Annotated in this window: 8 protein-coding genes; 2 read left to right on the top strand and 6 right to left on the bottom strand. The window is 76.0% G+C overall.

Going from position 1 to position 23,559, the window contains the following annotated elements:
- Nucleotides 1-13 precede the first annotated feature (13 nt).
- Genes Ae717Ps2_RS36060 through Ae717Ps2_RS10655 form a run of 4 tightly spaced genes read right to left on the bottom strand, consistent with a single transcriptional unit; the run spans nucleotide 14 to nucleotide 15,959 of the window.
- Nucleotides 14-12,964, bottom strand: coding sequence for a type I polyketide synthase (locus Ae717Ps2_RS36060; protein ID WP_143510364.1), 12,951 nt, complete (start codon nucleotides 12,962-12,964; stop codon nucleotides 14-16).
- Between the two features lie 51 nt (nucleotides 12,965-13,015).
- Nucleotides 13,016-13,702 carry an HAD-IA family hydrolase gene (locus tag Ae717Ps2_RS10665; RefSeq protein WP_075333291.1) on the bottom strand — a complete coding sequence of 229 codons (687 nt, stop codon included), beginning with the start codon at nucleotides 13,700-13,702 and terminating at the stop codon, nucleotides 13,016-13,018.
- The gene (locus Ae717Ps2_RS10660; RefSeq protein WP_075333290.1) at nucleotides 13,699-14,796 is read right to left on the bottom strand and encodes a Gfo/Idh/MocA family protein; all 1,098 of its coding nucleotides are present in this window, start codon (nucleotides 14,794-14,796) and stop codon (nucleotides 13,699-13,701) included. Before Ae717Ps2_RS10660 ends, Ae717Ps2_RS10665 begins: the two co-directional genes overlap by 4 nt.
- A complete protein-coding gene (locus Ae717Ps2_RS10655) occupies nucleotides 14,793-15,959 on the bottom strand; it encodes a DegT/DnrJ/EryC1/StrS family aminotransferase (protein ID WP_075333289.1) in 1,167 nt (388 codons plus the stop codon). Before Ae717Ps2_RS10655 ends, Ae717Ps2_RS10660 begins: the two co-directional genes overlap by 4 nt.
- 210 nt (nucleotides 15,960-16,169) lie before the next feature.
- On the opposite strand from Ae717Ps2_RS10655, the gene Ae717Ps2_RS10650 reads away from it, so the two are divergent.
- Together Ae717Ps2_RS10650 and Ae717Ps2_RS10645 are read left to right on the top strand one after the other, a co-directional pair.
- A complete protein-coding gene (locus Ae717Ps2_RS10650) occupies nucleotides 16,170-16,628 on the top strand; it encodes a type II 3-dehydroquinate dehydratase (protein WP_075333288.1) in 459 nt (152 codons plus the stop codon).
- The gene (locus Ae717Ps2_RS10645; protein ID WP_075333287.1) at nucleotides 16,625-17,692 is read left to right on the top strand and encodes a 3-dehydroquinate synthase; all 1,068 of its coding nucleotides are present in this window, start codon (nucleotides 16,625-16,627) and stop codon (nucleotides 17,690-17,692) included. The genes Ae717Ps2_RS10650 and Ae717Ps2_RS10645 overlap by 4 nt, the downstream gene beginning before the upstream one ends.
- Here Ae717Ps2_RS10645 and Ae717Ps2_RS10640 read toward each other — a convergent pair.
- On the bottom strand, nucleotides 17,676-20,357 hold the full coding sequence (locus Ae717Ps2_RS10640) for a LuxR C-terminal-related transcriptional regulator (protein WP_158071483.1): 2,682 nt from the start codon (nucleotides 20,355-20,357) through the stop codon (nucleotides 17,676-17,678). The genes Ae717Ps2_RS10645 and Ae717Ps2_RS10640 overlap by 17 nt on opposite strands.
- Before the next feature lie 161 nt (nucleotides 20,358-20,518).
- Nucleotides 20,519-23,173, bottom strand: coding sequence for a BTAD domain-containing putative transcriptional regulator (locus Ae717Ps2_RS10635; protein WP_075333285.1), 2,655 nt, complete (start codon nucleotides 23,171-23,173; stop codon nucleotides 20,519-20,521).
- Nucleotides 23,174-23,559: the final 386 nt, after the last annotated feature.

The following is a 23,559-nucleotide window of genomic DNA, read 5'->3' as shown; positions in this document are numbered from 1 at the left end:
TCGTCCGCCATCGCTACCGTCCCAGTTCCTGATCGAGGAGCGCGAAGAGTTCGTCGTCGGTGTCGGTGCCGGTGTCGACGGCCGGCCCGGTGCGCCCGGCCCAGGAGCGCGCCAGCTCGGCGAGCCGGAGGGCTACCTGCTCCCGGACGCCGCCGTCGGCCGCTGCCAGCGCCCGTTCCAGCCGGTCGAGCTCGGCGAGGGCCGGGTCCGGCGGCGGGGCGGGCACCGCGTCCGGCCCCGCGTCGGCCCCTGCCTCGGATCCTGTGTCGGCCCCGAGGCGCTCCCGGAGCACGGCGGCGAGGGCGGCCGGGTTCGGGTGGTCGAACGCCGCCGTGGCCGGAAGGCGTTCGCCGGTGGCCGTGGCGATCCGGTTGCGCAGCTCCACGGCCGTGAGCGAGTCGATGCCGATCTCGGTGAAGGCCCGGCCGGGCCGCACCGCCGCCGGCCCGTCGTGGCCCAGCACGTCCGCGGCCAGGCCACGGACGAGGTCCAGCACGGCGCGCTCCCTGGCCGCGGGCTCCAGGTCCGCGAGCCGGGTCCGCAGGTCCACCGGGGTGTCACCGCCGTCCGGTGCCGCGTGGCGGGTCGGTCGTGGGGCTCGGACGAGCCCCCGCAGCAGGGGCGGGACGTCCGGGAGCCGCCGGACCGCGCCGAGGTCCAGCGCCGTGGCGACCAGGGCGGGCTCCCCCGCGACCAGGCCGGCGTCCAGGAGGGCGAGGCCTTCCCCGTTCGACAGCCCGGCCTCGCCGCCGCGCGCCAACCTGGCCCGCCCGGCGTCGCCGAGCTCGCCGGTGAGCGCGCTGGCCTGCTCCCAGAACCCCCACGCCAGCGAGAGGGCGGGGAGCCCGGCGGCCGCCCGCCGTCGGGCGAGCCCGTCGAGGAAGCCGTTGGCGGCCGCGTAGTTCGCCTGGCCCGCGCTGCCGAAGGTGCCCGCCCCGGAGGAGAAGAGCACGAAGGCGGCGAGGTCCCGACCCTCGGTCAGCTCGTGCAGGTGCCATGCGGCGTCCGCCTTGGCACGGAGCACGGTGTCGAGCCGAGCCGGGGTGAGGCTCTCGACCACACCGTCGTCGAGCACTCCCGCGGTGTGCACCACACCCGTCAGATCCGGCGCGGCATCGAGCAGCGCGGCGACCTGTGCCCGGTCCCCGACATCGGCGGCGACGACGGACACCTCCGCACCCAGCGCCACGAGCTCCGCCCGGAGCTCCCGAGCGCCGGGCGCACCGGGCCCGCTGCGGCTCGTGAGCAGCAGCCGTCGCACCCCGTGGTCGGTGACCAGGTGCCGGGCGACCAGGCCGCCCAGGGTTCCGGTGCCTCCGGTGACGAGCACGGTGCCCGCGCCGAACCCCCGGGTGGCGGGCGCGGACGGCACCGGGACGAGCCTGGGCGCCGCGAGCTGCCCGTCGCGGAGGCGCAGCTGGGGCTCACCCGCCCCGACCAGGGTGGTCAGGGGCGGTTCCGGCTGGTCGGTGTCGACGAGGACCAACCGTCCGGGGTGCTCGGTCTGCGCGGACCGGACGAGTCCCCAGACGGCCGCGGCCGCGGGGTCGTCGCTGCCACCGGTCAGGACGACCAGGGGCTTCGCCGTGGCGGAGGCGAGGTGGGTCTGGACACCGGCGAGGGCGGACTCGGTGAGTGCCCGCACCCGGTCCAGGACGGTCCCGACCGCGCCCGGCCTCAGGTCCAGCACGGGCGGCGTGTCACCACCGCCGGACGCCGTGACGGGCACCCACTCGGTGCGGTACAGCGCCCCGGCCCGCGGTGTCAGGCCGGCCCGCGGCGCGGGTCGCAGGACCAGCGACCGCAACGACGCCACGGGTGCGCCCGTCGGGTCCGCGACACTCACCTGCACGCCGTCGGCGCTCGGTGCGGCGTACACCCGCAGCGTGGTCGCGCCGGTCCGCCGCAGCGCGAACCCGTGCCATGCGAAGGGCAGCAGCACCTCGTCGGGTCCGGCCTGGGGAGCGGCCCCCAGGTTCGCCGACTGGAGGGCGGCGTCGAACAGCGCCGGGTGCAACCCGAAGGAGCTGCCCCGCAGCTCCGGCGGGAGCGCGACCTCGGCGAACACCTCGGTGCCGCGCCGCCACGCCGCCCGCAGGCCCCGGAACGCCGGCCCGTAGTCCAGCCCTGCCTGCGCCTGCCGCGGGTAGAACTCGTCCAGCTCGACGGGCTCGGCGTCGCCGGGCGGCCACTGCGTGGGCACCGTGCCCTGGTCCGCCGGCGCCGGGGACGGCTCCGTGACCGCCCGGCCGCGGGCGTGGCGCGTCCATTCGCCGTCGGGCCCGGTGTCCTCGGTCCGGGCGTGCAGCTCGATCCCGCCGTCCGCCGTCACGGTCACCCGCAGCTGCAGGGCGCCGCGTTCCGGCAGCAGCAGTGGGGCCTCCACCACCAGCTCGTCGACGGCGGCCAGGCCGGCCTCGTCGGCGACCCGCGCGACGAGCTCCAGGATCGCGGCACCGGGCACGAGGACCGTGCCGGTGACCGCGTGGTCGGCCAGCCACGGGTGGGTCGCGAGCGAGACCCGACCGGTCGCCACCGCACCGCCCGCCCCTGGCAGAGCGACGACCGCGCCGAGCAGGGGGTGCTCCACGGGGTCGAGGCCGGCGGTGCGCACGTCACCGACACCGCCGGGCACCGCGTCCAGCCAGAACCTCTGGTGCTGGAACGCATAGGTGGGGAGTGCGACGGGCCGGGCGCCCTCGATCAGGGGGGACCAGTCGACGCCGATCCCGCGGACCGCGAGCGCCGCGGTGGCAGCGAGGAACCGCGCCGGACCGCCGTCGTCGCGCCGCAGGGTGCCGGTCACCACCGTCGGCTGGTCGTGGCGGTCGAGCTCCTGGGCGACGTCGAAGGTGAGCACCGGGTGGGCGCTGACCTCGACGAACGCCCGGTGCCCTGCCTCGACCAGCCCGGCGACGGCCTCCCCGAAGCGGACCGGGCTGCGCAGGTTGCGGTACCAGTAGGCCGCGTCGAGGGCCTCGCCGGAGACCCAGCCACCGTCCACGCCGGACCAGATCGGCACCGAGCCCGCCCGGGGGGCGAGCCCGGCCAGTACCGCGGCGAGGTCGGCCTCGACCGCCTCGACCGCCGAGGTGTGCGAGGCGTAGTCGACCTGGATCCGGCGAACCCGGACGCCGTCGGCGTCGAGCACCGCGACCACCTCGTCCAGGGCCTGCGGAGGACCTGCCACCACGACGGAGCCCGGGCCGTTGACCGCGGCGGTCTCGAGCTCGGGCCAGGCCCGCAGCCGCTCGGCCGCGTCGGCGGCGGGGAGACCGACGGAGACCATGCCGCCGCGGCCGGCGAGCCGCTGCGAGATGACCCGGCTGCGCAGCGCCACGACCCGCACGGCGTCGTCCAGGGTGAGCGCCCCGGCCACGTACGCGGCGGCGACCTCGCCCTGCGAGTGCCCGACGACGGCGTCGGGCTCCACCCCGAGCGAACGCCAGAGCCCCGCGAGGGCGATCCCGACGGCGAACGACGCCGGCTGCACCACGTCGACCCGGTCCAGCGACGGCGCTCCCGGCTCGGAGCGCAGCACCGCCCACAGGTCCCAGTCCACGTACCGGGCGAGCGCCTCGGCCACCTCGTCCAGTGCCGCGGCGAACACCGGCGACGCCGCGGCGAGCTCCACACCCATACCCACCCACTGCGTGCCCTGGCCGGGGAAGACGAACACCCGCTTGCCCGTCACGTCGGCCTCCCCGGTGAGGACCTCGGCGCCCGACCGCAGCCCGGCGACCCCGTCCTCGCGGGTGGCCGCCAGGACCACCGCGCGGTGGCGGAACGCCGACCGCAGGCCCAGCGACAGCGCGACGTCCGCGGGGGCGAGGTCGGGACGCTCCTCGATGAGGTCCGCGAGCCGCGCCTGCTGCGCGGCCAGCGCCTGCTCGGTCCGCCCCGACACCAGCCAGGGCACCGGCGTCGCGGCGGGCCGCTCCTCGACCGGCTCGGGAGCCTCGGGCTTCTCGGGGGCCGGCGGCTCCTCCAGGATCACGTGCGCGTTGGTGCCGCTGACCCCGAAGGCCGACACCCCCGCCCGCCGCGTCCGCTCCCCCGCGGCCCACTCCCGTGGCGCGGTCAGCAGCTCCGCGGCTCCGCTCGTCCAGTCCACGTGCGACGACGGCCGGTCGACGTGCGCGGTCGCGGGCAACCGGCCGTGCCGCAGCGACTCGACGATCTTGATGACGCCCGCGACACCGGCGGCGGCCTGGGTGTGGCCGATGTTCGACTTGACCGACCCGATCAGCAGCGGTGCCGCGTCCGCACGGTCCCGGCCGTAGGTGGCGAGCAGCGCCTGGGCCTCGATCGGGTCGCCGAGCGCGGTGCCGGTCCCGTGCGCCTCGACGACGTCGACGTCCGCCGCGGCCAGGCCGGCGTCCGCCCAGGCGGCCCGGATGACCCGCTCCTGGGACGGTCCGTTCGGGGCCGTCAGCCCGTTCGACGCGCCGTCCTGGTTCACCGCGCTGCCGCGCACCACCGCCAGCACGGGATGGCCGAGCCTGCGTGCGTCGGAGAGCCGCTCGAGCAGCAGCACCCCCACTCCCTCGGCCATCCCGAAGCCGTCGGCACCCTCGGCGAACGCCTTGCAGCGCCCGTCCTCGGCCAGCCCGCGCTGCCGGGAGAACCCGACGATGCCGTCGGGCGTCGACATGATCGACACCCCGCCCGCCAGCGCCAGCGACACCTCGCCCGCGGCCAGCGCGCGGGTGGCCAGGTGCAGCGCCACCAGCGACGACGAGCAGGCCGTGTCGACGGTGAGAGCAGGCCCCTCCAGGCCGAGCGCGTAGGCGATCCGGCCGGACAGCACGCTGCCCGCGTTGCCGGTCACCAGGTAGCCCTCGTCGGCCCCCGCGCCGCGCTGGTCACCCGTGCCGTAGTCCTGACCGTGGGTGCCGACGAACACGCCGGTGGGGCTGCCGCGCAGCCCGGCCGGGTCGATGCCCGCCCGCTCCAGGGCCTCCCAGGACACCTCCAGCAGCAGCCGCTGCTGCGGGTCCATCGCCAGTGCCTCGCGCGGGTTGATGCCGAAGAACTCGGCGTCGAACCCGGCGACGTCGTCGAGGAAGCCGCCCGCTCGGACGTACGTCGTGCCCGCGCGGTCGGGATCGGCCGCGAACACCGCGTCCAGGTCCCAGCCGCGGTCGGTGGGGAAGGGACCGATGGCGTCGCCCCCGGCCTCGACGAACCGCCAGAGCGCGTCGGGGGAGGTGATGCCGCCGGGGAACCGGCAGCCCGCGGCGACGATCGCGACCGCGTCGTCGTCCGGGGTCGCAACGCGACGCGTCGGCGCGGTGGGCACGCCACGTCGCAGGCCGACGAGCTCGGTCAGCAGGTGCGCGGCCAGCGCCTCCGGGGTCGGATGGTCGAACACCACGGTGGCCGGGAGCCGCACGCCCGTGCTCGCGGTGAGCCGGTTGCGCAGCTCCACCCCGGTGAGCGAGTCGAACCCGAGGTCCTTGAACGCGCGCGCGGCGTCGACCGCCGTCGCCGCACCGTGGCCGAGGACGTCCGCGACGTGGGTCCGGACCTCGTCGAGGACGGCGGCGGCCCGCTCCTTCTCGGGGAGACCGGCGATGCGTCCGGCCAGGCCTTCCGTCCTCGGCACGGTCGCCCGGCGGGGGACCAGCTCGCGCAGGAGCGCGGGCACCTCGCCGGAGGCGCGCACCGCGGCCAGGTCGAGCCGGATCGGCACCAGTGTGGGCGCGTCACCTGCCAGGGCCCGGTCGAACAGCGCGAGACCCTCCTCGTCGGACAGCGCCACGGTGCCGACCCGGGCCATCCGGGCGAGATCGGCCTCGGCGAGCCGGCCGCCCATCCCCGCCTGCTGCTCCCACAGACCCCAGGCGAGCGCGGTCGCGGGCTGCCCGGCGGCGCGGCGCCTGGCCGCGAGGCTCTCCAGGAACGCGTTGCCCGCCGCGTAGTTGGCCTGTCCCGCCCCGCCGAAGGTCGACGCCGCCGACGAGAACAGGACGAACGCCGCCAGGTCCCGACCGGCGGTCAGCTCGTGCAGGTGCCAGGCCGCGTCCGCCTTCGTGCGCACGACCCGGTCCCACCGCTGCGCGTCGAGAGCGGCGAGGACACCGTCGGAGACGACCCCCGCAGCGTGCACCACGCCGACGAGCCGGTCCCCGACGAGCTCCAGGGCCTCCGAGAGGACCGCGCGGTCCGCCGCGTCGCCGGTCACCACGTGCACCGAGGCACCGGCGCGGACCAGCTCCTCGCGCTGTGCGTCCGGCACTCCGGAGCGGGTCACGAGGACCAGCTCGGACACCCCGTGTGCGGTCACCAGGTGCCGGGCGACCAGCCGACCCAGCCCGCCGGTCGCCCCGGTCACCAGCACCGCGCCGCCCGCGAGGCCGGCCGGACGGGCGTCCGGCACCTGCACCCGGCGCAGGCGCGGCACGAGGGCGGTCCCGTCCCGGACGGCGACCCGCGGTTCGTCGCCGTCGACGGCGAGGCCGGTCCGGACGCCCGCCTCGTCGACCCGGTCCAGCTCCAGCAGGCGGATCCGGCCGGGGTGCTCGGACTGCGCGGAGCGCACGAGCCCGGCGACGACGTCCCCCGCCGGGTCACCGGCCTGCACGGCGACCACGACGTCGGTCACGGACTCGTCGCCCAGCCACCTCGCCAGCGCCGTCAGTGCACCGAGCCCCGCGGCACGCGCCCGTTCCGGCACGCTCGGCCCGACCGGGCCGGTCCCCGGCACCAGGACCGGGGTCCCCGGGCCCGCCGGGTCCTCGTCCGGGGCCATGAGCCGCAGCTCGCCGGGATCGTCACCGCCGGGGGCCGCCACCCAGGCGATCTCGAACAGCGAGTCGTCGCGTACCGCCGGGACCGGCCGCAGGACGAGCCGGTCGACCTCCAGCACCGGGGCGCCGGACGGGTCGGTCGCACGGAGCGAGATCGCATCCGGCCCGGCGGGCACGAGGGTGACGTGCAGTGTCCGGTCTCCCGTGGCGTACCGGCGGACGCCCGCCCAGGAGAAGGCCAGCCGCGCGCCCTGGCCGGCGTCGAGCAGGTCGGTCACCGGCACCGGGTGCAGGGCGGCGTCGAGGAGCGCCGGGTGGAGGCCGTAGCCCGCGGCGTCGACCTCGTCGGGCAGGGTGATCTCGGCGTGCACCCGCTCGTCGTCGCGCCACACGGCGCGCACCGCGTGGAAGGCCGGCCCGTAGTCGACGGTCAGCCGCTCGTAGAGCCCGGCGACATCGACCGGCTCCCCCGCCGGCGGCCAGGCGGTCGTCTCCGCGCGCGGCGCGGGTGTGTCGGCCAGGAGGGTGCCGGTGGCGTGCTCGGCCCACGGCTCCTCCGGTCGCGCCCGCACGTGCACGGCCACCGCGCGCCGTCCACCCTCCTCCGGGCCGACCTCGACCTGCAGGTCGATCGCCCCCGCGGCGGGGACGACGATCGGTGCGGAGACCGTGAGCTCCTCGACCACGGGTGCGCCGAGCCGGTCGGCGAGCGCGGCCACCGCGTCGAGCAGCGCCGTGCCGGGCAGCAGGACCGCGCCGTCGACCACGTGGTCGGCGAGCCAGGGATGGTCCCGGACGGAGAGCCGCGAGACGGCGAGGCTCGCGTCGCGGCCCGCGAGGGGGACCACGGCGTCGAGCAGCGGGTGGTCCGCCGCCTCGATCCCGGCCGCCGCCACCCCGGCGGGCGCCGTCGACCCGAGCCAGAACCGCTCCCGCTGGAACGGGTAGGTGGGCAGGTCGACGCGCACCGCACCCGTCCCCGCGAAGACCGGCGCCCAGTCGACCGGCAGCCCCCGCACGAACAGCGCCGCCGCCGATCGCAGGAACCGGCCGAGGCCGCCGTCGTCGCGGCGCAGGGTGCCGGTGACGACGGCGCGGGCGACGTCGAGGCGCTCCAGGCCCGCCTCGATCGGGTAGGTCAGCACGGGGTGCGGGCTCACCTCGACGAACGCGGCGAACCCGGCGCCCACCAGCCCGTCCACGGCCGCACCGAAGCGGACCGGCCTGCGGAGGTTGCGGAACCAGTAGCCGGCGTCGAGCTCCTCGCCGGAGACCCACCCGTCCTCCACGGTGGACCAGAACGGGATCCGGGCCCGGCCGGGCCGGATGCCGGCCAGCGCGGTGAGGATCTCCGGCCGGGTCGGGTCGACCGCCGCGGTGTGCGACGCGTAGTCCACCGGGATCACCCGGGCCCGGACACCGTCGGCCTCCAGCTCGGCGGCCAGGTCCGCGACGGCGGTCCGCTCTCCCGCGAGCACGACCGCGGAGGGTCCGTTGACCGCGGCGAGCTCGACGCGGCCCCTCGCCCGGGCCACCGCCTCGTCCTCGGCGAGCGAGACGGCGAGCATCCCCCCGTGACCCGCCGGCCCCGAGGCGATCGCACGGCTGCGCGCGACCACGACCTCCACGGCGTCGGCCAGGCCGAGCACCCCGGCCACGTGCGCGGCGACGACCTCACCCTGGGAGTGCCCGACGACGGCGTCCGGCACGATCCCGAACTCTCCCCAGAGCCGGGCCAGGCCGACCCCCACCGCGAAGGACGCCGGCTGCAGCACGTCCACCCGCTCCAGCGACGGTGCGCCCGGCTCGGACCGCAGGACCGCCCACAGGTCCCAGTCGACGAGCGGCGCCAGCGCGGCCGCGACCTCGTCGACGGCCTCGGCGAACACCGGGGAGGACTCGGCCAGCTCCGCGCCCATCCCCACCCACTGCGCACCCTGCCCGGGGAACACGAACACGGTCCGGCCCGCGACGTCCGCGACCCCGGTGACCACCGCGGCGGGCGCGCCCGAGGCGAGCTCGTCGAGCCCGGCCAGCGCCTCCCCCGTGGTGGAGGCGACCACGACCCCGCGATGGTCCAGCGTCGCGCGCGCGGTGGCCAGCGACCACCCGACGTCGGCGAGCGTGTGCTCCTTCCCGGCCGCGTCCTCGGTGTCCAGCGCGGCCCGCAGCCGGGACGCGAACGCCACCCGAGCCGCGTCGCCCCGCCCGGTGACGATCCAGGGGACGGCGGCGGGTGCCACCCGCGGCGCGGACACCACCGCAGGGTCGAGCGCCTCCTCGACGATCACGTGCGCGTTCGTCCCGCTGACCCCGAACGACGACACCGCGGCGCGCCGGGGCCCGGTCGCCGCGGTCCACCGCCGAGCCTCGGTGAGCAGCTCGACGGCTCCACTCGTCCAGTCCACCTGTGCGGACGGCCGGTCGACGTGGAGGGTGCGGGGCAGCGTCCCCGCGTGCAGCGCCCCGATCACCTTGATGATCCCGGCGACGCCCGCGGCCGCCTGGGTGTGCCCGATGTTCGACTTCAGCGAGCCGAGGTGCAGCGGCCGGTCCGCCGTCCGCTCCCGGCCGTAGGTGGCCAGCAGTGCCTGGGCCTCGATCGGGTCGCCGAGCGTCGTCCCCGTCCCGTGGGCCTCCACGAGGTCGACGTCGGCCCCGGAGAGACCGGCGTCGGCCCAGGCCGCACGGATCACCCGCTCCTGCGACGGGCCGCTCGGCGCGGTCAGCCCGTTCGACGCGCCGTCCTGGTTGACCGCGGTGCCGCGCACCACGGCCAGCACCGGATGGCCCAGCCTGCGCGCGTCGGACAGCCGCTCGAGCAGCAGCAGCCCGGCCCCCTCGGACCAGCCCGTCCCGTCCGCGGTGTCGGCGAAGGCCTTGCACCGTCCGTCCGGGGCGAGCGCGCGCTGCCGGGAGAACTCCAGGAAGACACCCGGGGTCGCCATCACGGCCGCCCCGCCCGCCAGGGCGAGCGTGCTCTCGCCGCTGCGCAGCGACTGCACCGCCAGGTGCAACGCGACCAGCGACGACGAGCACGCGGTGTCCACCGTGATCGCGGGGCCCTCCAGCCCCAGCGTGTAGGCGATCCGCCCCGAGGCGACGCTGCCCGCCGTCCCGATCCCGAGGTAGCCCGCCACCTCGTCGGGGACCTGGTCGTGGCGGCTCGCGTAATCGTGGTGCATGACGCCGGTGAAGGTGCCGACGTCGGCACCACGCAGCGACCGCGGGTCCACCCCCGCGCGTTCGAAGGCCTCCCAGGCCAGCTCCAGGAGCAACCGCTGCTGGGGGTCGGCCGCGGCGGCCTCGCGCGGGGAGATGCCGAAGAGGTCCGCGTCGAAGTCGGCGACGTCGTAGAGGAACCCGCCGCGTCGGACCGAGGTGCGCCCGGGGCGGCCGGGCTCGGGGTCGTAGAGGCCCTCGACGTCCCAGCCCCGGTCGAGCGGGAAGTCGCCGATCGCGTCGCGTTCCTCCGCGACGAGCCGCCAGAGGTCCTCGGGCGAGGTCACACCACCGGGCAGACGGCAGCTCGCGGCCACGATCGCGATGGGCTCGCCGGGCGCGGCCGTCCGCTCCCGGATCGCCACGGAGGAGGTGCGACCGCCGCGCAGCACCTCGTCGAGGTGGTCGGCGAGTGCGTCCGGGGTCGGGTGGTCGAAGGCCGCCGTCGCGGACAGGGTGACACCGAAGTGCGCGGCCAGGACGGTCCGCAGCCGGACCGCGGCGAGCGAGCTCAGGCCGAGTTCCCGGAACGGCCGGTCGGGGCGCAGGTCGGCGGGGTCGCGCACGCCGAGGAGCTCGGCCGCGGCCGAGCGCACGGCCCCGACCAGCGTCCGGCGCCGTTCGGCCGCGGTGAGCCCGTCGAGCCGGGCCCGGCCCTCACCCGAACCCGGGCCCGTCTGCTCGACGACGAGATGGCGCAGTGTGGGCACCTCCGCCGCCGCGCGCTCGTCGAGCCGCAGGATCACCGAGTCGCCGGGGGGTTGGTCGAGGGCGGCATCGAAGGCCGACAGCAGCTCCGCCGGCGCCAGCGGCACGGTCGCATCGAGGCCGGGTGTCGTGGAGTCGGGTGTCGTGTCGGGAAGGGTGTCGAGGACGGTGGGGGCGAGAGCCGTCGGCCCCACCGCGAGCACCGTGGTGGGGAGTCCGCCACCACGCCGGGCCGCCGCCCACTCGGACAGGGCGCGAGCGGCCCCTGCGGTGCCGTAGCCGTCACCGGGGGCCAGCGCGGTCAGGACCACGAGGGTCGTCTCCGGTGCCGAGGCCGCGACGTCCACCAGGACCGCCGCGACCCGTCCCGGGTCGGCGGTCGGGTGTGTCTGGACGACGGTGCCGAACCGACCGCCCGCGGCGCCGACGGCGACGCGCACCAGCTCGGGGTCATTCGGCGAGCCGGCCACGACGACGACCCGGGCGCCCTGGCGGCGCAGCTCCTCGGCGAGCGGCCCGGCGCCGTCGGCCTGGCCCCAGTCGCTGAGCAGCACGACCTCGCGCACCCCGTGCGCACCGACGAGGTGGGTGGCGACCGCCGCGGCCACGGCCGAGTCCGCGCCCGTGACCAGCACGGGATCGGCGATCCCGGCCGCCGGGCCGGTGTCGCCGGAGGGCACGCGGACCAGGCGCCCGTCCTCGACGCGCAGGAGGTGCTCGTGGTGGCTCGCACCGGTCGCGACCAGCCGGGAGGGCCGCTCGAGGAGCAGGTGGCGGGTCACCTTCCCCGACGCGGTGCGCGGGATCTCGGCGATCAGTCGGATCTCCTCGGGCACCTTGAACGGCGACAGCTCGGTGCGGCAGGCCGCGAGGAGGGCGCCCGGGTCGAGGCCGTCGCGACCGTCCGGCCCTGGCACCACGTAGGCGACGGGGACCTCGCCCAGCACGGGGTGCGGGCGGCCGCCGACGGCCACGTCCCGGACACCGGCACCGCGCCGCAGCACGGTCTCGACCTCGACGGGGTGGATGTTCTCCCCACCCCGGATGATCAGCTCCTTGATCCGGCCGGTGACCGTCAGGAACCCGGCTCCGTCCTGTGTGGCCAGGTCGCCGGTGCGGTACCACCCGCCGCCGAACGCCGCTGCGGTCTCCTCGGGCCGGCGGTGGTACCCCACCGCGACGCTGGGCCCGCGCACCCACACCTCGCCCTCCGCGCCGGTCGCGGTGTCCGCACCCGTCGTCGTGTCGACCAGCCGGACCTCCAGCCCGGGCACCGGCTGCCCGCACGAGCCGTCGACCCGTGGTCCGTCCGGCCGGACCATGGCGATGGAGCCGCAGGTCTCGGTGCTGCCGTAGGCGTCGAGCAGCGGCACGCCGAAGATCTCCTCGACGTCGGCCCGCAGAGCGGCGGTGGTCACGGCGCCGCCGACGAGCCCGATGCGCAGGTCCGGAGCGGTGAAGCCGGTGTCGCGAGCCGCCGCGACCAGGTGGTGGTAGACGGTCGGGACGCCGGCCAGGAAGGTGGTTCGGTCCTCCCGCAGAGCGGCGAGGACCTCGTCGGCGGCGAACCCGTCCAGGATGCGGGAGGTGGCCCCCACCGAGACCACGGCGAGGAAGCCCGCGATGTGGGACAGGCTGTGGAACAGCGGCAGTGGCCAGAGCACCCGGTCCTCGGCCGAGAGCCCGGGGATCGGCACGTAGCAGGACGCGACGGACCAGAGGGCGTTGCGCTGGGTCGAGAGCACGCCCTTCGGCAGCCCGGTCGTCCCGGAGGTGTAGAGCATCCACGCCGGCTCGTCGAGGTCGAGGTCGTCGCGGGCGGACACCGCGGGCGCGGTCCGGGCGAGCGCCTCGAAGGACTCCGTGCCGTCGGGGAGCCGCCCCTCCCCCGTCACCAGGACCCGGACGTCGCGCGCTGCGATGCGGCGCACGAGGGCTGCCCGCGCCCGGTCGGTCACGACGACCCGCGCTCCGCTGTCACCGAGCAGGTGGTCGAGCTCGCTCGCGCTGACCTGCGGGTTCAGCGGGACACCCACTGCAGCCGCCCGGGTCGCGGCGAGGTAGCCCTCGATCACCTCGACCGCGTTGCCCAGCAGGATCGCCACCCGGTCACCGCGGCCCACCCCGCCCGACGCCAGGTGCCCGGCGAGCCGCGCCGTGCGGGCCTCGAGCTCGGCGTAGGTGACCGCGCGGCGCGCGTCCCGGAAAGCGACGGTGGTGCCGGACTCCGCCGCGTGCGCCAGCAGGGTCTCCGGCAGCGGGCGGATCAGATCGCTTCGCATGGTCCTCGTTCTCTCCGGCCGCCGCGGCGGCTCGTCTCTGCGGTGTCGGGCTCAGGCGGCTCGGACGAGCGCCAACACGTCGGTCGGGACCGTGGCGACCACGTCCGGCCCCTCGGCCCGCAGCGCCGCTTCCTCGGTCGTGCCCCAGAGCGCGGCGACCGAGCGGACCCGCGCCCCGCGTGCGCTGCGCAGGTCGGTGACGGCGTCACCGACCATCACGGCCCGCTCCGGCGCGACGTCGAGCAGGTCGAGCGCGCGGAGCACGATGTCCGGGGCGGGCTTCGGCCGGCTGATCTCGTCCGACCCGATCACGTGGCGGAACCTGCCGAGCACCCCCAGCCCGTCGAGCAGGGACCGGGCACGGACCCCCGCCTTGCCGGTCGCGACCGCGAGCGGCACGTCCCGGGCGTCCAGCTCGGCCAGCAGCTCGGCGACCCCGGGGAACAGCGACACGCGGTCCGCGAGGCGGTAGCTCTCCCGTACGAAGGGCTCCTCCATCTCCAGGGGGAGCCCCATGATCCGCATGATGTCGGGGAAGAACCGGCCGAGATGCCGGTTGTACTCGGCGAACGGAGCCTCTCCCGGTCCGACGACCTCGGCGTAGGCGATGCCGAACGCTTCGCGCATCACGTCGAAGCTGTCCACCAGGACTCCGTCGAGGTCGAAGACGACGGCGTCGGCGGGGGTGGTCGGTCCGACGACCGTGAGGACGTGCGACGACTCGGTGTGCACCGTCATGGTCGGCTCCCCGTTCCCAGCGTGGTCGGCTCGGTGGCCCGGGCCGAGGTGTAGATCCGGTCGATCAGGGCGACGGCCCGTTCGGCCTCCGCGATGGCCACCCCGCGGCTGCTCGGGTCGCGCAGCAGCGCCGGCAGCTCGACGAGCTGGCGGTCGTACTCGCTCCCGATCGGCTCGTCGACCGGGTCGAGCTCGGTGGTCACCCCGGCACGTGTGGTGGTGAGGGTCGATCCGCCCTCGCGATGGGGGCTGAAGCCGAAGGTCGCCCGCAGCCGCACGACGGCCCGGCTCCCCTCGACGGTCAGCACCGTCGTGTCCCGCACCTCGTGCGAGGCCCAGCTCGCGCGCAGGGACACGGACACGCCGGACCGGGTGACGAGGAAGGCGCGCACGGTGTCCTCGACGTCACCGTGGGCCCGCTCGCGGGTGTCGGTGTCGGGGCGCCATCCCGCCCGCCGGGTGGGATCGTTGACGAAGTCGCCGGACACCGCGGCCGCGACGTGCTCGACCTCCAGCCGTCCCAGTACGGGGGTCGCGGCGTCGAGGAGGTGCCATCCCAGGTCGAGGAGCGCGCCGCCGCCTGCCGTCCGACGGTCGGTGAACCAGCCGCCCGCGTCCGGGACACCCCGCGCACGGACCCACGAGAGGTCGACGTGGCGCAGCTCGCCCACCGTGGCCGCGGCATCCACCAGGGCGCGGACGTCGGCCCGGTAGCGGGCGGCGCTGCCGGCGAGCAGCACCGCCCCGCCCACCCGCTCGGCCTCGGCCAGCTCGGCGGCCTGCGCAGCGTCCAGGCAGACGGGCTTCTCCACGAAGACGGCGATCCCGCGCCGCAGCAGACCGCTCGCGACGGCGGCGTGGGCGTGGTTGGGCACCGCCACGACAGCGAGGTCGATCGCGGCGGGATCGAGCTGGTCGGCGCCGGTGTACCGGGCCGCGGCGGGGGCCAGGTCCGCAGCGGCCGCCGACGCCCGGGGATCCGCGTCGACCAGGGCGGTGACGACGTAGCCGGGGAGCGAGGCGAGCCTGGGCAACCAGATGGACCGCGCCGCCCACCCGGCACCGACTACGGCGACCCGGACGGCTGCGCTCACAGTGCCGCCACCGTCTCGGCGATGATCGCGGCGACCCGTTCGATGTCGGCCTCCGGGGCGAGCAGGGTCCGGTGGTGCAGCCAGACGGTGTCGGCGGTGATCTCCTCCGAGTTCGGGCAGCGGCGTGCGAGGTCGTCCACGCTCTCGTCCGGGGCGCCGGTCTCCCAGAACGCGGCGGTGCGGTAGACGGCGCGGAACGCGACGAAGGCCGGCAGGCCGCGCGCCACCAGCTGGTCGACGAGCAGGTTGCGGCGCTCCTCGCCGATGCCCGGCAGCCGGAACAGCGCCATGTAGTGCGGGTTCCGGTCGGCGCGCTCGTCGTCGGCCTGAGGCACGACCCCCGGGATCTCGGCGAGCAGTGAGCGCAGGAGCGGCCACCGCTGCTCCCTGGTCTCGATCTGGCCGTCGAGCCGCTCCAGCTGGGCCCGCAGCACGCTCGCCGAGAACTCGTTGAGCCGGAAGTTGGACCCGGAGGTGCGGTGGAAGTAGCCGCGATCGGTCCGCGGCCGCCCGCAGCTGTGCCGGACGAAGCCCTCCTCGTACAGCCCGGCGTCGGGGAACAGGACGGCTCCGCCCTCGCCCGCGGTCATCAGCTTGCCGTTCTGGAAGCTGAACGCCGCCACCGAACCGAGCTCACCGATCCGCTTCCCCCGCCAGCGGGCGCCGTGGGCGTGCGCCGCGTCCTGCACGATCGACACCCCGCTGTCCGCGGCGATCTTGTTCAGGGCGTCGATGTCGGCGACCAGGCCTGCCATGTGCACGGGCATGATCGCCCGGGTCCGCGGCGTGATGGCGGCGGCGGCCGCGTCCGGGTCGATGTTGAGGGTCTGCGGGTCCACGTCGACCGGGACCGCCGTGGCGCCGAGCCGCTGGGCCGCCTGGGACGACGAGATGAACGTGAACGCGGGGACCACCACCTCGGTGCCCGGCCCGACGCCGAGGACCTCGAGGGCGAGCTCGAGGGCGTGGGTGCCGTTGGTCACGGCGAGCGCGTGCTCGGATCCGTGGTACTGCGCGAACTCCTGCTCGAAGGAGTCGACCTCGCTGCCCCCGATCCGCCACCACTGCCCCTGTTCCAGTGCCCGGATCAGACCGGTCCGTTCGGAATCGGAGTACTGAGGCCACGCCGGGAGCTCCGGCGCGGGCTGCAGGTGGTCGGCCATGACGCATCACTTCTCTCTGACGGTGGAATGCGCGACATCGCGGGAAACTGCCCGACACCTGCCGGGACCATTCGAGAGTAACCCTGGTAAATCGGGACGTCACCGCCCCTAACGCCCCCTAGGAACCCCTATTTCAGCGCCTCGGCCGCCAACCCCGGAAGATTCTCCTAGAATTGTTCGTGCATTACGACACCATCCGCAAGGAGAACCGTGCCATCGCTATTTCTGTTGAACGGGCCCAATCTGGGAACGCTGGGGACGAGACAGCCGGAGATCTACGGGACGACGACGCTGGACCAGATCGCCGAGCACGTGGCGGCCGAGGTCGCCGGCCGAGGCTGGACAGTGGAGTCGGTACAGCTCGACGGTGAGGGTGAGCTGGTCCGCGCGGTGCAGGACAGGTACGACACGGTGGGTGCGATCGTGAACCCCGGGGCCCTGATGATTCACGGCTGGAGCCTGCGCGACGCCCTCGCCGCCTACCCGCGGCCATGGGTCGAGGTCCATCTGTCCAACGTCTGGGCCCGGGAGGCCTTCCGCCACGAGTCGATCCTGTCCGCGCTGGCGGCCGGGGTGATCGTCGGGCTCGGCGCGACCGGCTACCGGCTCGCCGCCCGGGCACTGCTCGACCTGGTCCCCGCTCCAGAGCCGGAGGCGGGCGCACGGTGAGCCGCGACGACGCGCACCGGGTGCGGGTGGACCTCGGTGCCCGCTCCTACGACGTCCACATCGGATCCGGGGTCCGGCATCTCCTGCCCCGCATCGTGTCCGGGCTCGGCGCCGACCGGGTCGTGGTCGTCTCGGCCCGGCCCGCCGGGGCCGTGCCGCCGCCCGGAGTGCCGGCGGTCGAGGTCACGCTGACCGACGGGGAGCGCGACAAGACCCTCGGCCAGGTGGAGTCCCTGTGCCGGGAGTTCGCCGCGGCCGGGCTCACGCGGGCCGGCGCGGTGGTGTCCTGCGGCGGCGGCACCACGACCGACGTCGTCGGGCTCGCCGCCGCGCTGTACCACCGGGGCGTCCCCGTGATCCACCTGCCCACGTCGCTGCTGGCGCAGGTCGACGCGAGCGTGGGTGGCAAGACCGCGGTGAACCTGCCCGAGGGCAAGAACCTCGTCGGCGCCTACTGGCAGCCCGCCGCGGTGCTGTGCGACACCGACTACCTGCGCACCCTTCCCGCCCGCGAGCACACCAACGGGCTCGGCGAGATCGCCCGGGCCCACTTCATCGGCACCGGCGACCTGCGCGGGCGACCGTTGGCAGAGCAGATCGCGACGAGCGTGGCGATGAAGGCCGCCGTCGTCGCGAGCGACGAGCGGGACGCGGGGCGCCGTCACGTCCTCAACTACGGGCACACCCTCGGCCATGCGTTGGAGGTGGCGACCGGGTTCCGGCTCCGCCACGGCGAGGCGGTCGCGGTCGGCACGGTGTTCGCCGGGGTGCTGGCACACGAGCTCGGCCGCATCGACGCGGCGCGGGCCGCCGAGCACCGGGAGGTCGTGGCGCACTACGGGCTGCCGACCACGCTGCCGGACGGGGTCGGCGTCGACAGACTCGTCACCCTCATGCGCTCGGACAAGAAGGCGGTCGCGCACGGCCTGACGTTCGTGCTCGACGGGCCCGCCGGACCCGAGCTGGTGCCGGACGTCCCGGGCGACGTGGTGACCCGGGCCCTGCGGGCCATGCCGTCCTCCCCGCTCCCCGCCGGGACCGGGCCGGTCAGCTCGCCCGGTTGACCTCGGCCCACAGGTCCGGCGGGAGGTCGCGACGTCGGCGCACGCCGAGCTTGCGGTAGACCCGGGTCAGATGCTGCTCGACCGTGCTGGGCGTGATGAACAGGCGCGCCCCGATCTCGCGGTTCGAGTAGCCCCGCACGGCCAGACCCGCCACCCGCCGCTCGGAGTCCGAGAGGGCGGAGGCCACGGTCCCGGGACCGTCGGTGTCGCTCTGGTCGGCCCCGCTGACGTGCTCCAGCTCCCGCACGAGCGGGGCGACGCTGGCGACCCGGGCCAGATGCAGGGCACGCCGCGACGTCAGCCGTGCGGTGCGGATCTCCTCCGCCGCGCGGTAGGCCTCGCTCAGGTCCGACAGGACGAAGGCCTGCCCGACGATGTCGCCCACCGACTCGAACAGCTCCAGGGCCTCGGTGAGCATGCCGATCCGACGCTCCGCCGCGCTCGCCGCGGCGAGTACCCGCAACGCGGACGCGCGGGTCCGTGGATCCCGGGTCGACACCAGCTCGTGGGCGATCCGGCGCGCCTCGGCGGCCTCCCCCAGCTGCAGCCGGGCCGTCGCGGTACCGAGGCGCCACGCGACCGACTCGCCGGCGACGTCACGGCCCCAGCGGGTGAGCATCGCCCCGCACTCGGTGAAGTCCGCCAAGGCCGCCGCGGGGTGCCCCGTCGCCATCCGGAACCGGGCCCGGCCGAGGCGGTAGCGCAACCCCGCGAGCCCCACGTCCATCGCCGCCGGAACCGTGCTCACCAACCACCTGGCGGCCTCGTCGAGCCGCCCGGTCCCGACGAGTGCATCCACCAGCACGCCGAGCGGCGCCCCGACCTCGATCCCCCACGCGGCCACCGGCAGGACGCGCAGGGCGTCGGCGGCCCACCGCGTGGCCGCGGCGAGGTCGCCCTGCTCGAGGGCGATCGCGGCCAGCACCGCCGCGGTCCTCGCCTGCCCCGTCACCGGCTGGCCCTCGGCCAGCAGCTGCTCCCCGCGAGCCAGCGCGTCGGCCGCCCGGCCGGCCCGGGCCAGCACCTCGAGAGCGAGCACCATCGCCTCCTCGGACCAGGTGCTCCCCCGGCCGTGCCGCACGTCGCGCAGCACGATCTCGGCGTGTGTCACGACGTGACCGGGAGTCCCGTGCTCGAGGGCGTCGGCGAGCAGGGCCGCGGACTGCAGCCACGGGTCGGTCTCCGGCCGCACCCGGGTCTCCCGGGCCCGGCCCGTCCACGGCTGCCTCGGCACCGCGATCGCCCCGGGGGCGCGGTGGCGCGCCCACGTCTCCAACGCCGACAGCGTCGGCGTGTCCAGTTCGGCGCGCCGCGCCAGGTCCGCCAGGAGCGCGGTGGCCTCCGCCATGCGGCCGTGCCACGCCAGCTGCCGCACGGCCTCCGCGGCGTCGTGGTCGCCGACGCCCCGGCGCAGCGCCTCGTCGAGCGGGGGCAGCGCCGCGAGCGGACGGACCCGCCACAGCACCGCGGCGAGCCGGGCCGCGAGCGACGCCGCCCGCTCCGCCGCGCCGTGGTGCCGGGCCACCTGCAGGCACCGGGCCGCCTGTTCGGGCTCGTCGTCGAGCACCGCCCGGTCGGCCGCCTCGACGAGCGCGTCGACCGCCCACGGAGCGCCCGGTCGGCACCGGTCCGCCGCCGCCAGGAGGTGGTCGACGACCACCGTGGCGGGCCGGCCGGACTCGTGCGCCACACCCGCGGCCGCGAGGTGCATGTCGGCCCGGCGCGCCGGGTCGACGCGGTCGAGCACGGCGTCGCGCACCGCGGCGTCCGGGAACCGCGGCTCGGCGGGCAGCCCCGCCTGCGCGAGGGTCTGCAGGGCCACCTCCGCGGCCTCCCGGCCGACCTGGGCGACCCGCGCGATCTCCGTGACCGAGTCGGACGGGGCCGAGCAGAAGTGTCCGAGGACGGCCAGCGCGGCTGCCACCTCGGTCACCACGGGTCCACCGCGATGGACCCCGCCGGCGACCGCCCGGGCGTACCCCTCCAACGCCGGGGCGGCCCCTCGCACGTGGTCCTCGACCAGCGCGTCGAGCAGCAGCGGACTGCCGCCCGACAGCGCGACCGCGCGCCCGGCCAGCTCCGCCGCCCGCTCCGCGCCCAGGCGCGCGGCCAGGTGCTCCCGCACCTCGTCCGGGGAGAAGCGGTCGACGCGCAGGCGCTCGACCCGCAACGTCCGGGACAGCTCCGCGACGAAGGCCACGGAGTCCGCCGCGGCGGGGACCGGGGTCTGCAACGCGGCGACCAGCACGACCTGGCGTGCGGGTATCCGCCGGAGGAGGAACAGGACGAACTCCAGCGACTCGGGGTCGGCGAGCTGGAGGTCGTCGAGCACGAGCATCAGCCGCGAGTCGGCTCCCCCCGCCTGCTCGACGACGTCCCCGGCCAGCGACGCGAACCGGAGCACCCGGTCCTCGGGCGTCACCGGGTCCGGTGACCGGCGGGGGGCCAGCTGCCGGGCGAACCCGAGCGGCACGGTCCGCTCGGCGCGCGAGCCGGTCGCCGACAGCACGGCATGGCCGCGCTGCGCGGCACGGTCGGCGATCGCCCGCAGCACCGCGGTCCGTCCGACGCCGACCGGCCCCTCGACCAGGAGCGCGCATCCACCACACGGCTCGCCGCCCAGCAGCTCCCCGATCCGGCGGTCCACCACATCCCGTCCGACCACGACCACGACTCCTTCACGTCACTCCGGGTTGCGGGTCGTGACACGCCGGACGTCGCAGGACGCCGCTGCCCTCGCCACCATCGGCTGACCCGCGCCCCGATCGTCACCGAGGGCACCCACTGGGCGGGAACTGTCCCGTCATCGCCCGCCGTGGTCCGGGTTCACCCCGAGAGCCGACCTCGCGTCGGGACGGGAGTCTCGGCCCCTGCGTACGCGCGGCCACGAGCCGTCGCCCACCGGGTCCGCCGCTCGAGGCGGTCCCGGCGACGCAGCTGGGACACGACCACGTGCCGCAGCAGGGGGTGCCGGAAGGCGTACACCAGCTCTCCGGTGTCGGGGCGCCGTCCGCTGCGCATCAGCAGGCCGTGCCGCTCCAACCGGTCGAGGACGGCGGCGACCTCCTGCTCGTCGGCGCCGCTCATCTCGCGGAGCGGCCCGACCCACACCTCGGTACCGATGACCGCGGCGTCCTGCAGCACGGACTTCTCCCGCTGCGGGAGCGTGTCCAGGCGCGCCGCCAGGATGGTGTGGACGGCATGCGGGATCCGGATCCGCCCGGTCCCCGGCTCACCGGGCTCCCCGCCGTCCGCGGACGGGATCGTGAGCGTGGGGATCACCGGAGCCCGGCCCCCGATGTCGGACCGCAGCATCAGGACGTACTCGCTGGCGAACAAGGGGTTGCCGCCGACCCGGTCGACGAGCTGGGCTCCGCAGACCAGCGGCGACCCGCCCGTCCCTCCGGGCGCTGCCTCCTCGCGCAGGCGGCGGTCCAGCAGCCCGACCAGCTCTCGGATCTCGTCGTCGGACAGCGGTCCCACGGTCCGGACCGTGGTGGCTGTGGTGCCGCCACCCCAGCCCGGGCGCCGGCGGACCAGCTCCGGTCGCGCGGTGGCCAGCACGAGCAACGGCACCGGGCCGAGCCTGCGGTCGAGCCCCTCGACGAGGTCGAGCAGCGCCGCGTCCGCGGTCTGCAGGTCCTCGATGACGACGACCAGCGGCCTGCGCCGCGCGAACTCCTCGATGAAGCGGATCCAGGCCGCCGCCACCTGCTCGACCTCGACGGGGGCGCGGGTGCTCTCGCACAGCTCGACGAGCGGGCGCAGGCCCGACACCATCCACTCGGCCGTGCGGGCGTCGTCGGCGAGGCCGTGCACGGCGCGGGTGAGCTTGCGGAGCCCGGTCGGGCCGTCGTCGGCGGCCGAGATACCGCAGCATTCCTTCACGACGCCGGCGAGTGGCGTGACCGGCGCGTTCCACCCGAACCGCGGTGTCCGGCCCGTGACGACCTGTGCCCGTCCCGCCACCAGGGTGCGGAACTCGCGGACCACACGGCTCTTCCCGACGCCCGGCTCGCCGAACAGCATCACCGACTGCGGCAGCCGGGCCCGGACGACCTCCCCGACCAGCTGTGTCAGCATCGCCGTCTCGGCGGTGCGCCCGACGAACGGTCCGCTGAACGTGGCGTTCTCGTGCTCCGGTCGTACCCCGAGGACCTGACCGTCCGGGGCGTAGGCGACCGCGCCCCGGCTGGCCAGCCGGCTTGCAGCACAGACCCGCACCTCACCCGGGCCCAGGTCGGCGAGCTGCTGCAGGCAGCCGTCGACCACCTCGCCGGTAACCTCCGCGTCGCCCGCTGCCCGGGCGGTCACGAGCGCCTCGCCGGTCGCGACGGCGAACCCGGCACGCGCGCGAGGTCCCACGGGTCCGGCGCTGCCGTCGAGCCGGCGCCTGATCGAGCAGGCCGCGCGGATCGCCCGCTCGGCGTCGTCCTCGTGGGTGCGGCGCAGACCGAAGACCGCCTGCCAGGTCGTGCCCAGCCGACTGTGCAGGGTCCCGCCGAAGATGCCCACCTCCGCCTCCAGCACCGCCCGCAGTTCGCGTGCGCGCTCGGCCACCGCCTCGGGGTCGTCGTCCCGGTCCACGGGCTCCGCCCGCACCAGCAACACGCTGACCCACTTGCGCTCGTACACCGTCCCGGGACCGGCACCCGTCTCGGGCGCACCAGCAGGCGTGGCCGGTTCGGCCGGGGCCGGAGTGTCCCCGGGCGCCGCAACCGGGGTGAGCACCTCGTCGTGGTGCAGGATCGCCCGCTCCAGCTCCTGCAGCTCGGGACCGGGGTCCAGCCCGTACTCGGTCCGCAGCGCGCTGCGGGCCCGACGGAACACGTCGAGGGCGTCGGTCTGGCGACCCGAGCGGTAGAGCGCCAGCATCAGCTGGCCGCACAGCCGCTCACGAGCGGGCTCGGCATCACGGGCGGCTTCGAGCTCGTGCAGGATCTCCTGGTGCCGACCGAGGGCGAGCTCGGCCTCCACACGGTCCTCGAAGGCCGACAGCCGGGCCTTCTCCAGGGCGGCGAGCTCCGGCCAGTCCATGCCCGTCTCGGCGAGGTCGGCGAACGCGGGACCGCGCCACAGGCCCAGCCCGTCCCGCAGTGCCTGCGCGGCTCCCGCCCAGTCGCCCACGGCCAGCCGGGTCCGCCCCCACTCGGTCAGCGCCTGGAACCGCAGCATGTCGACCCGGGTCTCCGGCACCCGCAGCAGGTACCCCGGCGCCCGGGTGACCAGCTCCACCTCCACCGCGCCACTCGCGGCCTCGGCGATCCGCTGGCGCAGCCCCGACACCGCGTTCTGCAGCATCTTGCGGGCCGTCGGCGGCGGGTCCTCGCCCCACAGCGCATCGACCAGGCGGCTCGTCGCCACCGTGCGGTTCGCGTTCAGCAGCAGGTAGCCCAGCGTCGCCCGCTGGTGGACCCCACCGAGTGCGAGCGCTCTACCGGCGGAGCGTAGTTCGATCGACCCCAGGACGTTGAACTGCATCCGACACTCCCGACGCGAACTCCGATGTACCCGATGACGGTCCGGGACGGACGGCACTCGGGCCGGTGGTCCCGGTGCCGGCACATCGCGCGTGGGTCGACATCGCGTCGGTCCTCTCGTCGGCCGTCGTCGCGGCCGTGCTCCCGGGCGCGCGAGGACACGATAACGGCCCGTCCCCCATCCGTGGCCGCCCGACGACGACAATCCCGGATCGCGGAACACCAGGGAATGTGACCGGACAATGTCGATAGGGGTCGGTAGGGGCCCGGACAGGGGTTTCGTCGCCGTCCGCTCACGTAGCGTCGGCGCAAATCCAGCCCCTCGTCCCGCCGAGCCGAGTTCTCGACTGGGCCGCCGGCACCCTTTCCCGCACGAGGAGACCACCG

The sequence above is a fragment of the Pseudonocardia sp. Ae717_Ps2 genome, from assembly GCF_001932475.1.
GTDB lineage: Bacteria > Actinomycetota > Actinomycetes > Mycobacteriales > Pseudonocardiaceae > Pseudonocardia.
This window is presented reverse-complemented; position numbering and strand designations above follow the sequence as displayed.